12 protein-coding genes are annotated in these 15,616 nt (G+C 33.1%); 2 read left to right on the top strand and 10 right to left on the bottom strand.

Annotated features, from left to right (window positions below; translation table 11 throughout):
• Positions 1–17: 17 nt before the first annotated feature.
• From EC396_RS07310 to EC396_RS07285, 6 genes are all read right to left on the bottom strand, one after another.
• The gene (locus EC396_RS07310) at positions 18–1,334 is read right to left on the bottom strand and encodes a quinol:cytochrome C oxidoreductase (protein ID WP_129366054.1); all 1,317 of its coding nucleotides are present in this window, start codon (positions 1,332–1,334) and stop codon (positions 18–20) included.
• Positions 1,335–1,362: 28 nt separating this feature from the next.
• Positions 1,363–1,917: a cytochrome c gene (locus EC396_RS07305; RefSeq protein WP_129366053.1), complete on the bottom strand. Its 555-nt coding sequence runs from the start codon at positions 1,915–1,917 to the stop codon at positions 1,363–1,365.
• Between the two features lie 5 nt (positions 1,918–1,922).
• Entirely contained in the window at positions 1,923–2,447 is a 525-nt protein-coding gene (locus EC396_RS07300) for a DUF3341 domain-containing protein (protein ID WP_129366052.1), read from the bottom strand.
• Complete coding sequence (nrfD, locus tag EC396_RS07295) at positions 2,440–3,831, bottom strand: NrfD/PsrC family molybdoenzyme membrane anchor subunit (protein WP_129366051.1); 1,392 nt, start codon at positions 3,829–3,831, stop codon at positions 2,440–2,442. Before nrfD ends, EC396_RS07300 begins: the two co-directional genes overlap by 8 nt.
• Positions 3,832–3,865: 34 nt before the next feature.
• Positions 3,866–6,922 carry a TAT-variant-translocated molybdopterin oxidoreductase gene (locus EC396_RS07290; RefSeq protein WP_129366050.1) on the bottom strand — a complete coding sequence of 1,019 codons (3,057 nt, stop codon included), beginning with the start codon at positions 6,920–6,922 and terminating at the stop codon, positions 3,866–3,868.
• 79 nt (positions 6,923–7,001) lie between these two features.
• The gene (locus EC396_RS07285; RefSeq protein ID WP_129366049.1) at positions 7,002–8,570 is read right to left on the bottom strand and encodes a c-type cytochrome; all 1,569 of its coding nucleotides are present in this window, start codon (positions 8,568–8,570) and stop codon (positions 7,002–7,004) included.
• A 217-nt stretch (positions 8,571–8,787) separates the two neighbouring features.
• Here EC396_RS07285 and EC396_RS07280 point away from each other — a divergent pair, with 217 nt between their 5' ends.
• Positions 8,788–9,159 (top strand): SPOR domain-containing protein, encoded by a 372-nt coding sequence (locus EC396_RS07280; protein WP_129366048.1) that lies wholly within the window; start codon positions 8,788–8,790, stop codon positions 9,157–9,159.
• A gap of 78 nt (positions 9,160–9,237) precedes the next feature.
• Here EC396_RS07280 and infB read toward each other — a convergent pair whose 3' ends face one another.
• The 3 genes from infB to rimP are packed head-to-tail and all read right to left on the bottom strand — an operon-like array spanning position 9,238 to position 13,941.
• Complete coding sequence (infB, locus tag EC396_RS07275; protein ID WP_129366047.1) at positions 9,238–12,165, bottom strand: translation initiation factor IF-2; 2,928 nt, start codon at positions 12,163–12,165, stop codon at positions 9,238–9,240.
• Between the two features lie 39 nt (positions 12,166–12,204).
• Positions 12,205–13,464, bottom strand: a complete 1,260-nt coding sequence (gene nusA, locus EC396_RS07270) for a transcription termination factor NusA (RefSeq protein ID WP_129366046.1) — start codon at positions 13,462–13,464, stop codon at positions 12,205–12,207.
• A 12-nt stretch (positions 13,465–13,476) separates the two neighbouring features.
• Positions 13,477–13,941: a ribosome assembly cofactor RimP gene (gene rimP, locus EC396_RS07265; RefSeq protein WP_129366045.1), complete on the bottom strand. Its 465-nt coding sequence runs from the start codon at positions 13,939–13,941 to the stop codon at positions 13,477–13,479.
• A 166-nt stretch (positions 13,942–14,107) separates the two neighbouring features.
• Here rimP and EC396_RS07260 point away from each other — a divergent pair, with 166 nt between their 5' ends.
• A complete protein-coding gene (locus EC396_RS07260; RefSeq protein ID WP_129366044.1) occupies positions 14,108–14,938 on the top strand; it encodes a universal stress protein in 831 nt (276 codons plus the stop codon).
• Between the two features lie 85 nt (positions 14,939–15,023).
• Here the strand turns inward: EC396_RS07260 and tnpA are convergent, their stop codons facing one another.
• The gene (gene tnpA, locus EC396_RS07255) at positions 15,024–15,479 is read right to left on the bottom strand and encodes an IS200/IS605 family transposase (protein ID WP_129365732.1); all 456 of its coding nucleotides are present in this window, start codon (positions 15,477–15,479) and stop codon (positions 15,024–15,026) included.
• Positions 15,480–15,616: the final 137 nt, after the last annotated feature.

The raw sequence follows: 15,616 nt of genomic DNA, 5'->3' as shown, positions 1-15,616 counted from the left end.
ATAGTTATTTTTTAATTTTAATAATGAAAATGTTCACTTTCTTTGATAAAAGGATTCCCTTTTGCTAATAAAGGTACTTTCGACAATGCCGAGAATACAACATATATAAACAATCCTAACACCAATAATACCGAGCTTATTTCTGAAATTCCAAAAAACCATTGATCACCAACAGTTGCTGGCATAATCATTACATAAATATCTACATAATGACCTAATAAAATAACGATCCCTGCACAAACAATAAACCAAGGCACACGTTTAAAATCACTATTCATCAATATTAAAAATGGGAACACAAAGTTTAAACCTAACATACCTAAAAACGGTATTTTATAATCGTTAAATCTAGTTGCAAAGTAAGTAATCTCTTCAGGAATATTGGCATACCAAATTAACATAAATTGTGAAAACCAAAGGTATGTCCAAAAAATACTGAATCCGAACATAAACTTAGCCAAATCATGTAAATGGCTATTGTTTACAAATTCTAAATATCCTTTTCCTTTAAGATAAATTGATACCAAAGCTATAGTTGTAATTGCAGAAACAATCATACTTGCAAAAACATACCATCCAAATAAGGTACTAAACCAGTGTGGATCTAAACTCATAATCCAATCCCAAGACATCATAGATTCTGTAACTAAAAAGAACACTAAAAATGCTGCAGAACTTTTAAATAATTTAGTGTAATTAGTTAAGTCTGTTGAATTGTCTTGTGCTAAAGTTAATTTACGAGCATAGTTGCGATATACAACCCAACCTGTAATATAAATAGCAGCTCTAATTAAAAAGAAAGGTACATTTAAGTATCCTGATTTATTTTGAATTAATTCATCATGAGCTACAACTTCTGGATCCATCCAAACAAATAAATGATTTAAATGTAATGATGAAAGTACAAAAAACACAAATAATAACACACCACCAACTGGTAAATATGCAGTAATTGCTTCCATAACTCTAAACAAAACAACTGGCCAACCTGCTTGTGCTGCATGTTGAATAGCATAAAAAGCCAATGTTGCCAATGAAATCATAAAAAAGAAAAACAAAGCTACATATAAAGCAGACCAAGGTTTGTTTTTCAATGAATGAAAAACATGCTCTGCATGAGCATCAACCTCATGTGCTTGTGTAGAACCATGTTCATTTACAGTAACTTCATGTGCTGAAGCTTCAGAACCATGAGCATCATGACTTTGTTGCAACATTACTTTCACATCTTCTACTGAACTTGGTGTAGTTAAAAAACCGTAAGCAACACCTAAAAAGCCAATAATCATTAAGGCGAAAGAAAGTGTTTTTAATTTACTTGAAAAGGTATACATATTATAAATTTCTATCTTAGTAAAAGTCTTATTTTAATAATTCAGTTCTTAATTGTTCCACATACATGGTTACTTCCCAACGCTCTTTAGCAGTTAATTGTGAAGCATGAGAACCCATCATATTTCTACCATACATAATTACATGGTAAATACTTCCTTCTGTAATTTCTCTATCTTTATAGTTAGGAACTCCTAAAAACTTATCACGTTGTACTAAAACACCATCACCTGCACCATTTTGACCGTGACAAGAAATACAATAGATATCGTACATTTTTTTACCGTTGGCCAAATTTTCTTCGTTAACCTCTAAAGGGTTTTTAGAATTTAATTTAGCATCTTCATATCCTTCATTTGTATTTGGATAATCATAAGGTACTTGACCACGAGCAATACTTCCTTCAGCAGGTAACTGCGTAGTCATTCCATTTGCAAAGTTAGGGTTTTGAGAATAAGTCTCATAACCAACAGACTTGTACATATCTGGCATATATTGGTAGTTTCTTTTTGACTTATCTGTCCAACAAGACGTTAAAGTCATTATAAAACCCAATGCAATTGTTATTTTTAAAATGCTTTTCATTTTAATTAGTGCTTTTCAGTTACTTTAATTTCTACAGTTCCAGTTTTCTCAAGGAATGAAACCAATTCAGCTTCATTACCATCTACAGCTACTTCCATTACAAACATATCATCAGTAGTTCTTGGATCTGGGTTTTCAGCTTCTTTAAATGGCCATAATCTACTACGCATATAAAATGTAATTACCATTAAATGCGCTGCAAAAAACACACTTAATTCGAACATAATAGGAATAAATGCTGGCATATTTAAAAAGAAACTCATACTTGGCTTACCACCAATATCTTGAGGCCATTGTTCTATCATCATATAGTTCATCATCCAAATTGCAAATGAAAAACCAACACATCCGTACATAAATGCAGTAATTGCAATTCGTGTACCTTTTAATCCCATTGCTTTATCTAAACCATGAACTGGGAATGGTGTATAAACTTCATCAATATGATAATGTGCCGCACGAACTTCTTTCACTGCGTCCATTAAAACATCATCATCGTTATACATTGCTTGTATTACTTTATTACTCATGATTTCTGTCTCTTAATTTTTTATAATTTTCACCTGATGATTTTAAAATAGATTTTACCTCTGCTTGAGCTATTACTGGGAATGTTCTTGCATACAATAAGAATAGTACAAAGAAGAAACCGATGGTTCCAACGTAGATTCCTATATCAACAAAAGTTGGAGAGAACATAGTCCATGATGAAGGTAAATAATCTCTGTGTAATGATGTTACTATAATTACAAATCTCTCAAACCACATTCCAACATTTACAACAATTGAAATGATAAAAGAGAAAGTAATACTTTGTCTTAATTTTTTAGACCACATAAATTGTGGAGAGAATACGTTACAACTCATCATTAATAAATATGCCCACCAGTAAGGTCCCGTTGCTCTGTTTAAGAAAGCATATTGTTCGTATTCAACACCTGAATACCAAGCAATAAATAACTCTGTAATATAAGCACATCCAACAATAGAACCTGTAATCATAATTACAATATTCATTAATTCGATGTGTTGTAATGTAATATAAGCCTCTAAGTTAGAAACTTTTCTCATAATAATTAGCAAGGTATTTACCATTGCAAATCCTGAGAATACAGCTCCAGCAACAAAGTAAGGAGGGAAAATTGTTGTATGCCATCCTGGAATTACAGAAGTTGCAAAGTCAAATGATACAATGGTATGTACTGAAAGTACCAATGGAGTTGCTAAACCTGCTAACACCAATGAAACCTCTTCAAAACGTTGCCAGTCTTTTGCTCTACCGCTCCATCCAAAACTTAATAAACTATAAATTTTCTTTTGAAAAGGTTTTACAGCTCTATCACGTAACATTGCAAAATCAGGTAATAAACCAGTCCACCAGAAAACCAATGAAACCGACAAATAAGTTGAAATTGCAAAAACGTCCCATAATAATGGTGAATTAAAGTTGGTCCAAAGTGTCCCAAATTGGTTAGGTATTGGCAATACAAAGTGTGCATTCCAAACACGTCCCATGTGAATTACTGGAAATAAACCTGCTTGAACAACAGAAAAAATAGTCATTGCTTCTGCAGAACGGTTGATACCCATTCTCCATTTTTGACGAAATAATAAAAGTACTGCGGAAATAAGTGTACCTGCGTGACCGATACCAACCCACCAAACAAAGTTTGTGATATCCCAAGCCCAACCAACTGTTTTATTTAATCCCCAAACTCCAATTCCTGTTCCAATAGTGTAAATAATTGAACCCAATCCCCAAAGGAATGCTGTAAGTGCAATTGCAAAGGCTGTCCACCATAATTTATTTGCTTTACCTTCAACTGGGGCTGCTACTTCAACCGTAATATCGTGGTAGCTTTTATCTCCATCAATTAAAGGTCTTCTAATAGGTGCTTCGTAATGAGACGACATAATTCTTTTTAATTATAATCTATTAATAATATTTTTATGCTTCTTGTGTGTTTCTCACTTTTACATGATAAACTACATTTGGTTTTGTACCAATATGTTCTAATAAATGATAAGCTCTTTTATCCGCTACTAATTCAGCAACAGTATCTTCTTTGTGATTTACGTCACCAAAAATCATTGCTCCTGTACTACAAGCATTCGAACAAGCTGTTTCAAATTCATTGGTTTTTACAGGTCTTCCCTCTTTTTTAGCTTTTAGGATAGTAGCTTGCGTCATTTGAACACACATAGAACATTTTTCCATTACACCACGAGAACGCACTGTAACATCTGGATTTAGAACCATTCTTCCTAAATCATCGTTCATGTTAAAATCAAATTCACTGTTATTTGGATAATTAAACCAGTTAAATCTACGTACTTTATAAGGGCAGTTATTTGCACAATAACGAGTACCTACACAACGGTTATAAGCCATATGATTTTGACCTTGACGGCTATGAGATGTAGCTGCTACAGGACAAACTGTCTCACAAGGCGCATGATTACAATGTTGACACATAACTGGTTGAAATGCCACTGAAGGATTTTCAGATGCATGTTCTAATTCAGCCATTGTATCTTTATAACCAATAACTCCTTTACCAGCTTCTTTCTTTTCAACGTCACCAGCAAAATCTTCTTCGTGAGAATAATATCTATCAATTCTCAACCAATGCATATCTCTAGATTTTCTTACTTCTGCTTTACCAACAACTGGTACATTATTCTCAGCGTGACAAGCAATTACACAGGCTCCACATCCAGTACAAGCGTTTAAATCTATCGATAAATTAAAATGATGACCCGTAGTTCTATCAAACGACTCCCAAAGATCCACTGAATTGGCTTCTACTTCTTTGTGATCCATTGAAACCACAGGAACTTTATTCCATTCTTTTGAATCAACAGTATTATAATCTTCTATCGTTGTTTCCTTAATAATATCACCTCTACCCATTAAGGTATTGTGTAACTGAATACAAGCAAACTCATGCTCACCTTCAACTACTTTTAAAGTAACATTACTTTGAAAATTATTAAATCCTTTATAAAATTGATAACCGTTTTTACCAGTTTGCATTTCAGCTTTTAAACCTTGTTTTCTTCCATAACCAAGCGCCAAACCTAATGATCCATTTGCTTGACCTGGTTGAATTAAAACAGGTAACACATCTGAAACGTCATTCACAGTCAATTCAACTAAACTACCATTTAAGGCACCGTTGGCAACATGGTAATTAATTACTCCCAATGCTTCGGCATCTGCTTTAGACATTGTTAAATAATTATCCCAAGAAGTTCTTGTAATTGGATCTGGAAATTCTTGTAACCAAGGGTTGTTTGCCATTTGACCATCACCCATACCCGTTTTTGTGTATAAGTTAAGTTCAAAATCAGAAGCAGTAAACGTTAATCCTCCTAAAATAGCATCCATATCAACTTCTAAAGTTGCAATTTCAATATCTTCAACTGGGGTAACAAAAACGCCATCGTGCAAAGCTTGATTCCAAGAAGTACCGTTTAAAATATCAGCATTCCAAGTTTCCTTTAAAAAGTCGTAATAAGAAGCGCTGTTTCCTGTCCATGTTAATAAAACATCTTGAAACTGACGTGTATCAAATAACGGTTTAATTGTTGGTTGCATTAAGCTATATTGTCCTTTTTTAATAACAACATCACCCCAAGACTCTAAATAATGTGGTGCAGCCAACGCATATTGAACAGCATTTGCTGTTTCATTATCTTGCATAGAACATGCTACAGATAATTTTACTTTCTTTAATCCTTCAACAAATTCAGCTGAATTAGGTAAAGTATATACAGGGTTTGAATTATTGATAATTACAGCACCAACCAATCCAGCATTCATATCTGTAATTAATTGAGACACACTTGCATCATTCCCTTTTCTAATATTTTTTGTAGCTTTAATATCAATCACTTCGCTATTTAAAGCTTTATTAATTGCTAAAGCTAATAACTGAGCGCTTTTATCTTGTATACCCGTTACAACAACAGCTTTACTACCTGCGGCTTGCAATTGTTTTGCTGCATTAGAAACTGTATCAGTTAATGGAGTCATTTCCATAGTAACACCTCCACCTGTTATAGTAGCATACAATCTAGCCAATGCAGTTATTTGTTCAGATGGTTTAACCATTAAACGCTTATCTGCATTTGCACCTGTTAAAGACATGTTTGATTCTATCTGGATATGACGAGACATTTTTCCATTTTGAGGAACACGACCTTTAGCATAACCTGCTGAAAAACCGCCACCTTGCCAATCTCCAAGAAAATCTGCACCAATAGAAACAATTACTTCAGCCTTTTCAAAATTATAATCAGGCAATGCTCTTGTTCCGTACATGGTTTCAAACGCATCTAACGCTGCTGATTCTGAAACTGCATCGTAGGCAACGTGATTTACATTACCATAAGTATCGTTTAATGAATTTATTAATTTTTTAGTTGAAGGACTTGCACAAGTTCCTGTTAAAACAGCAATTTGTAAACCAGCTTCTTTTACTTCATTTAATTTAGAAATAATTTGACTGTTAGCATCTGCCCAAGAAATAGCTGACCCATTTGCTTTTGGAGCTTTTAAACGTTGGCTATCATATAATGAAAGTACAGAAGCTTGTACACGAGCATTTGTAGCTCCACCTACTTCTTTATTCGGTTCAATTTTGATAGGACGTCCTTCTCTAACTTTAACCAAAACATTCGCAAAATCAAAACCATCAGCCATAGTTGTTGCATAATACTCTGCAACACCAGGAATAATATCATCTGGTTTAATAATGTAAGGAATCGATTTAATTACAGGACCTTCACAAGCCGCTAAAGAAGCTGCTGCAGTGGTAAATCCAACATACTTTAAAAAGTCTCTACGTGTTGTTGATGAAGTTTCTAAACTTTCTTTATTCCCTAAAAACTCATCAGTAGGAATTTCCTCAACAAACTCGTTATTTTTTAACGTATCAACAATAGAGCTTGTTTCGTTCAGCTCTTCAACACTTTTCCAGTATTTTTTGTTTGATGCCATTGATTTTTATATTTATTATTGAAAGATTATAAAAATGAATAATTACTTATCTAAGTTTATTAATCGTTTATTGTTTTTATTAATAGTGACATTTTCCACATTCTAAACCTCCCATTTGAGCTTCAGTAATTTTTTCAACACCGTATTTTTTAGATAACTGATCGTGAATATTTTTATAATAACCATTTTCAGTCATATCAACTTCTGTTTGTCTATGACAATCTATACACCAACCCATTGTTAATGGTGAGAATTGTTTCATCTCGTGCATCGTTTCAACTGGACCATGACATTTTTGACAATCTAAACCAGCAACTGTTACGTGCTGAGCGTGATTGTAATAAGCAAAATCAGCTAAGTTATGAATGCGTACCCACTCAATTGGTTTTTGCTCAAAACCTTCAATATAAGCTACGTTGTCTTTATCCCAACCTACTGCATCATAAATCTTTTGAATTTCATTATCTAAATCTTCTTTTGAATAATCACCAAATAACGCTCCATTATATTCTGAAATAGACTTATGACAATTCATACATACATTAAGAGTAGGAATTCCAGATGTTTTACTGTGTTTTGCTGAAGAGTGACAATATTGACAATCAATTTTATTGTCACCTGCATGTACTGCGTGTGAAAAAGCAATTGGCTGTATTGGCTGATACCCTTCATTAACATCTATTTGAAAAAGATAACCAAACACCATCCAAGCACCACCTAGCAATACAAAAATAATCACTAAGAAACGTAGGAATGGATTGAAAATCATTGTTTTCAACATACTTGGAGTAGACTCTTCTCCTTCTACAACTTTTTTATTTGTAGTTGCTGCAACTATAACAGACAATAGTATAAATGCCAATATAGTTAATGCTAAAGTTGGTAACACCCCAAAACCAGGGTTGTCAAAAATTTCCTGATCTGTTGAAGATGCTGAAGAAGCTACAGCTTGCTCTACATCACCAACCGCAAGGTATTTTAACACATTGTCAATATCCTCATCTGAAAGCTGAGGAAAAGGTGTCATTGCAGCAGGATTACTTGCCTGCACTTCAATTGCTAATTTATCACCTGAAGCAGCTAAAGCATTATTGTCTTTAATCCATAATTTCAACCAAGACAACTCACGCTTATCTGTAATTTTCAAAAGCTCAGGACCAATTAACTTCCCTTCTAATTTGTGACATGCTGCACAATTTGCCTTAAAAACAGCTTTACCAAGTTCTACTCCTGGATCAGCAGCCTGTTGACTTGCAGCTGCAACTGGAGCTGCAGAATCACCTTTAGTGTACGCTAACACATCAATAATATCTTGATCAGACAATTGAGGATTAGCTGTCATTGGCAACCTGTTGTTTTCTTCAAAAACTTGAATTGCTAATTTATCTCCAGATTTAATCATTCCCGGACTATCTTTAATCCAGGCAATTAACCAATCTTGATCTCTTCTTTCAGTAACACCCTGTAAAGCAGGGCCTACTAACTTTTTATCTAATTTATGACAAGCAGCGCAGACTGATTTGAAGATTTTCTCTCCATTAGCAGCATCACCTTCTTGAGCCGATAAATTAAGCGAAAAAAATAAAAGGAAAGCAAGACTACTTATTATTAATCTTGATAAAGGACTGTGTTGTTTCACACTTTTCATACTTAAAAAAATCTTTTCATTGTTGTTCGGTACAATATTTTCATGTAAAAATATATGACTTAAATCATTTTTAAACGATTTAACAAAAGTAGTATTTAAAAGCAAATCACAAAAAGTTAAAATTAAGATTATACTAATTTATAATGATTCTAAATAAGATGACTTATTATTGAATATTCATAGAATACTATAAATTTGAAAAAAATTTAAATAAACCATGAATCAAATATCAAAAAATACTTTATATACATTTGTTTTAATGTTGTTTTTAGGAATCTACAATTCCTACTCGCAGAGCGAACAAAGCAAAATCAATAATTTAATTTCCCAAAAAATAACATATAACGAAAAAAATAAAACTTCAGCTGTATATAAGATTCAAATATACAATGGTAATGAAAAAGATGCTTACAAAGTAAAGCAAAATTTTACTGCTCTTTACCCTGAGTATAGCATAGATATTATTTACAATGCACCTGAATGGAAAACTCATGTAGGTAAATTTAAAACTCGCTTAGAAGCTGATAGTGTTTTATTAATTATTAATGGAGATTATGCAGGCGCAATTGTTTTAGAAGATAAAATTTAAAAAAACCAATTACTATGTTTTATAACTAAAAAAGGCGTGCAAAATTGCACGCCTTTTTTAATTCAATATTATTTGATACTAATTTCTTTTTAGTTTTTTCTTAACCTCAACTTCTTGATAAGCTTCAACAACGTCTCCTATTTCAATATCGTTGTAGTTTTTAAATTGCATACCACAATCGTAACCTTTAGCAACTTCTTTAGCATCATCTTTAAATCGTTTTAAAGAAGTTAATTCACCTGAATGAATTACAACACTATCTCTAATAATTCTAATTTTAGAGTTTCTAAATATTTTACCACTTGTTACCATACAACCAGCAATATTTCCAATTTTAGAGATTTTATAAACCTCTCTAATCTCAACATTACCTGTAACTTCTTCTTTAATTTCAGCAGACAGCATACCTTCCATTGCATCACGCAAATCATTAATTGCGTCATAAATAATAGAATAAGTTCTTACGTCAATTTCCTCATTATCAGCAATAGTTCTAGCATTTCCTGAAGGTCTTACGTTAAATCCAATAATAATAGCATCAGATGCTGAAGCTAATAAAACATCAGATTCTGTAATTGCACCTACACCTTTATGTATAATATTTACCTGAATCTCACTGGTAGATAATTTTTGGAACGAATCAGTTAATGCTTCCACAGAACCATCAACATCACCTTTTAATATAATGTTCAACTCTTTAAAGTCTCCCAGTGCAATTCTTCGTCCAATTTCATCTAATGTAATATGACGTTGTGTTCTAACAGATTGTTCACGTTGTAATTGAGATCGTTTTGATGCAATTTGTTTTGCTTCTTTTTCATCTTCAAATACGTGAAATCTATCACCTGCTTGCGGCGCACCGTCTAATCCTAATATTGAAACTGGAGTTGAAGGACCTGCACTTTTCATGCTCTTTCCTCTTTCATCAAACATCGCTTTTACTTTTCCGCTATGTTTTCCAGCCAACATATAATCTCCAATTTTCAATGTTCCTTCTTGAACCAAAATTGTTGATACATAACCACGACCTTTATCTAATAAAGCTTCTACTACTGTTCCTACAGAGTTTTTATTTGGATTTGCTTTTAAATCCAACATTTCAGCCTCTAATAATACTTTTTCAAGTAATTCAGATACACCTTCACCTGTTTTTGCTGAAATATTTTGAGATTGAATTTTTCCACCCCAATCTTCAACCAACAAATTCATTTGAGAAAGTTGCTCCTTTATTTTTTCAGGATTTGCGTGCGGTTTATCAATTTTATTAATTGCAAATACAATTGGCACACCAGCAGCTTGCGCATGGCTAATAGCTTCTTTTGTTTGCGGCATAACGTCATCATCAGCTGCAACAACAATAATAACTAAATCTGTTACCTGAGCACCACGAGCTCTCATCGCTGTAAAAGCCTCGTGACCTGGTGTATCTAAAAATGCAATTTTTTGACCATTTTTAAGTTGAACACCATAAGCACCAATATGTTGTGTAATACCACCCGATTCTCCTGCAATTACATTTTCTTCACGAATATAATCTAACAATGAAGTTTTACCGTGATCTACGTGTCCCATTACCGTAATAATTGGGGCTCTTGGTTCTAATTCTTCCTCAGTATCTTTATGCTCTTCAATCGACTCTTCAACTTCAGCTCCAACAAAATCAACTGTATAATCAAATTCTTCAGCAACAATTGTCAATGTCTCAGCATCTAAACGCTGGTTCATAGTCACCATCATTCCCAATGTCATACAAGTAGAAATAATATTGGTTACTGGAATATCCATCATGGTAGCTATTTCACTTACAGTAACAAATTCTGTAACTTTAAGTATTTTGCTTTCAGCTGCTTGAAGCTCTTGATCGATTTCAGATTGTTGACGGTGTAAATCTCTTTTATCTCTTCTATATTTTGCTCCTTTACCTTTTTTAGATTTCCCTTGAAGTTTTTCTAAGGTTTCTCTAACTTGTTTTTGAACATCTGCTTCAGATGGTTCTTCTTTAACAATTGGTTTTCTTGGTCCACCACGTTGAGGCCCTCTTCCTGCTGCTCCTTTATTTTGACCTGCTGCTCCTGGTAATCCGTTAGCATATGGTTTTCTTTCACCTTGAATAGGTGCTTTCTTTATTCTACGACGTTTCTTTTTATTAGCATCATCAGCAGATTCTTTTTTAGCAGAATCAACTTTTTTAGGCTTAGGTTTTTTCTCAAATTGCTTTAAGTCAATTTTTTCACCCATAATTTTTGGACCAGACAAAACTTTATATTGCGTTTGAATGGTTTGAGGTTCAGAAGGCTCTTCAACTGGCTGATCTACAGGTTTTTCCTTTGTTTGAACCTTCTCTACAGGCTTAGTTACCTCTTGAGATTTAATCTCTTTCACAGGCTTTTCAGTTGTTTTAACTTCTTCTTTTTTAACCTCAGCAACTACTTTAGGCTCAGCTTTTACAGGCTCTTTCTTAACTTCAACATCTTTTTTCACAACCACTGGCTCTGGCACCACTTCTTCTTTAACAACTTGAGCTACAGGCTTTTCTTGAATTTTTTCAACAACAGGCTTTTCAACCTCTATTTTAGGTTCAACTTTTGGCTCAACTTTTTGTTCAACCTTCGGCTCAATTTTTGGTTCTACTTTTGGTTCAACTTTTTTTGGCTCAATATCAATTTTACCAACAGTTTTTACTTCTAGCTTATCAGCTTTGGCTTTTACAACTTCTTTTTTTGCTTCCTCATCCAAACGATGTTTTTCAGCCTTTTCTTCAGAGGCAATTCTCAACGCTTCTTTTTCTTTGCGTTTTTCTTCACCTACTTCTTTTGAAGCTGCTTTTTTACTTCTATCTGTTTGAAAACCATCAAGTAAAACTTCATATTCTTCATTAGATATTTTTGTTGTTGGTCTTGCTTCAATTTCAATACCACTGTTAGCTAAATGCTCAACAGCCCTATCTAACGAAATGTTTAATTCTCGTAATACTTTGTTTAATCTCAATGTTTTGTCGTCAGCCATATAATTAATTTTAAGCCTATTATTTTTGAATTTTAAAGATTAATCTTCAAATTCTTCTCTTAATATTTTTTGAACCTCTAAAATAGTTTCCTCCTCTAAATCGGTTAACTTTACAAGTTCTGATACATCTTTGTCTAGTACGCTGCGAGCTGTATCTAAACCAATGTTTTTAAATTCATTGATTACCCAAGCTTCTATTTCATCTGAAAACTCGGTTAATTCAACATCATCTTCCAATTCAACACCTTCGCGTTGAACGTCTAATTCGTATCCAGTTAATTGTGAGGCCAAACGAATATTTACACCATTTTTACCAATGGCTTTAGATACTTCTTCTGGCGCTAAAAACACATCAACGCGTCCTTTTTTACCATCTTCTCTTCCTTCTTCTTCGTGAATTTTCATAGAAACCACTTTTGCAGGACTCAAAGCTCTAGCAATAAACAACTGGGTATTTTTAGTGTAGTTAAGCACATCAATATTTTCATTACCTAATTCACGAACAATACCGTGAATACGAGATCCTTTCATACCAACACAAGCTCCAACAGGATCAATTCTATCATCATATGAATCAACCGCTACTTTTGCTTTTTCACCTGGAATCCTAGCAACACCTTCAATGGTAATTAAACCATCAAATACTTCAGGAATTTCTTGTTCAAATAATTTAACCAAGAACTCAGGCGCCGTTCTAGACATGATAATAACTGGTTTATTTCCACGTAATTCAACCGTTTTAATAATTCCTCTTACTGAATCTCCTTTTCTGAAATAATCTGAACGAATTTGTTCGCTTTTTGGCAATACAATTTCATTACCTTCATCATCTAATAAAATTACAGCATTATGGCGAATATGGTGAACCTCTGCACTATAAATATCTCCTTCTAAATCTTTAAATTGTTTAAAAGTATTTGTGCTATCGTGTTCATAAATTTTAGAAATTAAGTTTTGACGTAATGCTAAAATTGCACGTCTACCTAAATCTATAAGTTTTACTTCTTCTGACACATCTTCACCAATTTCAAAATCTGGTTCAATTTTACGTGCTTCTGAAAGCTCAATCTCTTCATTGTCATCTTCCGACATGCCATCGGCTACAACAACTCTGTTTCTCCATATCTCCAAATCTCCTTTATCTGGATTTATAATTATATCAAAGTTATCATCAGACCCAAATTTCCTCTTTAAAGCAGCTCTAAAAACCTCTTCAAGAATAGCCATAAGCGTCACTCTATCAATATTTTTATCTCCTTTAAATTCTGAAAATGACTCAATTAATGCTATATTTTCCATGCACTCTCTAAATTAAAATATTATTTTCACTTTTGCTTCTAAAATATTTGAAAATGGTATTGTTGCATTTTTTACAACCGTTACTTTTCCTTTCCCAACTGGTTTTGGTTCTCTAGCTTTCCACTCTAATTCAATAGAATCATCGCCTACAGCTTTAAGCAAACCTTCAACCTTAGTATTATCGTGAAGTTTTATTTCTAAAACACGATTGATATTTTTTTTATATTGTCTGTTAACTTTTAACGGATTTGCAATGTCTGGAGTAGTAACTTCTAATGAAAAATCCTCTTCCTCTCTATCTAAATTATGCTCAATGACCCTGCTAATTCTAATGCACTCGTTTAAAGACACACCATTATCACCATCAACTTCAACATAAATTTTGTTTTCAGCTTGAAATTTTAATTCAATTAAAAACAAGCTCAAATTCTCTTCGAGCGCGGTATTCAACAAATTTATAACTTTTTCTTTATCCATCCTAGTATAAAAAGAGGGGACTCATTGTCCCCTCCTACCTTCTAAACTGTTTCAAATTCGATGCAAATATAGTAACATTTTTTGAAATGATAAAAATTCATTGTTTATTTTAATTTAAAAACATTAACTTTACATTCTACATGTCAAAATCCTAAATACGGTTTTTATGAAAAGAATACTAGTTCCCATAGATTTTTCTATACAAGCAGAGTATGCAGCAAAAGTAGCCGCAAGTATTGCCAAGCTTAATAACTCTAAGATTTTTTTACTTCATATGCTGGAGCTTCCTGTTGGAGTAATTGACCCTGCTAGTTATGGCACATCAAGCAACACACCAACGGCACTACTTTTTTTAAAAAGAGCCTATGAAAAATTTGAAGACTTTAAAAAACTTCCTTTTTTAGAAGGTATTGAAATTGAAGATTCTGTTCAATTTCACAAGGCGTATGATGGTATTATTGATGAAAGTGTAAAACACAATGTAGACCTAATTGTAATGGGATCTAAAGGTACTTCTGGTCTTGAAGAAATGCTGGTTGGCTCTAATACTGAAAAAGTTGTTAGAAATTCTGAGGTTCCGGTTTTAGTAATTAAAAAAGAAATTGAAAACTTTAAAATTGAAAATATTGTTTTTGCTTCTGATTTTAATATGGACGCTAGAGAATCTTTTCAACATATTTTAGATTTTACAGCTATTTTTAACGCGCAATTGCACCTATTAAAAATAAATACCATCCATAATTTTGAAACCACTAAAGATTCTAGTGATGCTATTCGTAATTTTATCAACGATTTTGATTTAAACAATTACACACTTAACATTTATAATGATGTATCTATAGAATCTGGAGTACTTAATTTTTCAAAAGTAATTGATGCTGATGTTATATTGATAAATACCCATAGACGCTCTGGTTTAGCACACCTATTCTCAGGAAGTATTACTGAAGATTTAGCTAACCACGCAAAATTACCTGTACTTACATTTAAAATTTAACACCATTTTTTAGACAAAATATACAAAATCACTTAAAGTGAAAAAAAGTAAATAATCCCCGGGGCAAGCCCACGGGGCATTATTATTAGAATAAATTTAGCTGTGAATCCTTATGTAAAACGTCATATTCATCTTCTAGCCCTTGATTCTTTACATACGCCGCTATAATTTTTTCATTACCATGGCGCCCAACCGTATTAACATAAAAACCACTTCCCCAGAATGAACCACCCCATAAGGCACGTTTTACACCTGGTGCTTTTAAAAATATCTCCCGTGCTGTGATGCTTTTTATGGTTCTGGCAATTTTTGTTGGACTGTAGGTCGGAACGCTCTGAATTAAAAAATGTACATGGTTTTTGTCTGTTCCTATTTCCAAAAAATGTATTTCGTATCTATCTTGAATATCTAAACACGTCTTTTTTAAAATCCTATCCACTTTTGGACTTAGAACTAATCGACGATACTTTGTTGAACATACTAGATGATACAAAAGAAGTGAAACATTGTGGCGCTTATGGATGTGAATACTTGAGCTCATGCTCAAAGATTACTGTTTTTTTCGTACGAGGCAAGCCTCGAGGTATTAAACCCGATTGAGAATAAAGAAGAAGCCGTCTCATAACCTGAGGCGGTTTTTTTATTAAATGATTTGTATAAAAACCGGTCATTTTGTAT

It is taken from the genome of Lutibacter sp. HS1-25, assembly GCF_004121075.1.
Lineage (GTDB): Bacteria > Bacteroidota > Bacteroidia > Flavobacteriales > Flavobacteriaceae > Lutibacter.
Note: the sequence above shows the minus strand (reverse complement) of the source record. Positions and strands in the feature narration are given on the sequence as shown.

What these genes read in the sequence shown, in the direction of transcription:
- EC396_RS07260 (WP_129366044.1), top strand. Translation starts at nt 14,108, where the DNA reads ATGAAAAGAATACTAGTTCCCATAGATTTTTCTATACAAGCAGAGTAT.
- infB (WP_129366047.1), bottom strand. Translation starts at nt 12,165, where the DNA reads ATGGCTGACGACAAAACATTGAGATTAAACAAAGTATTACGAGAATTA.
- EC396_RS07280 (WP_129366048.1), top strand. Translation starts at nt 8,788, where the DNA reads ATGAATCAAATATCAAAAAATACTTTATATACATTTGTTTTAATGTTG.
- rimP (WP_129366045.1), bottom strand. Translation starts at nt 13,941, where the DNA reads ATGGATAAAGAAAAAGTTATAAATTTGTTGAATACCGCGCTCGAAGAG.
- EC396_RS07300 (WP_129366052.1), bottom strand. Translation starts at nt 2,447, where the DNA reads ATGAGTAATAAAGTAATACAAGCAATGTATAACGATGATGATGTTTTA.
- EC396_RS07285 (WP_129366049.1), bottom strand. Translation starts at nt 8,570, where the DNA reads ATGAAAAGTGTGAAACAACACAGTCCTTTATCAAGATTAATAATAAGT.
- EC396_RS07290 (WP_129366050.1), bottom strand. Translation starts at nt 6,922, where the DNA reads ATGGCATCAAACAAAAAATACTGGAAAAGTGTTGAAGAGCTGAACGAA.
- nrfD (WP_129366051.1), bottom strand. Translation starts at nt 3,831, where the DNA reads ATGTCGTCTCATTACGAAGCACCTATTAGAAGACCTTTAATTGATGGA.
- EC396_RS07305 (WP_129366053.1), bottom strand. Translation starts at nt 1,917, where the DNA reads ATGAAAAGCATTTTAAAAATAACAATTGCATTGGGTTTTATAATGACT.
- nusA (WP_129366046.1), bottom strand. Translation starts at nt 13,464, where the DNA reads ATGGAAAATATAGCATTAATTGAGTCATTTTCAGAATTTAAAGGAGAT.
- EC396_RS07310 (WP_129366054.1), bottom strand. Translation starts at nt 1,334, where the DNA reads ATGTATACCTTTTCAAGTAAATTAAAAACACTTTCTTTCGCCTTAATG.
- tnpA (WP_129365732.1), bottom strand. Translation starts at nt 15,479, where the DNA reads ATGAGCTCAAGTATTCACATCCATAAGCGCCACAATGTTTCACTTCTT.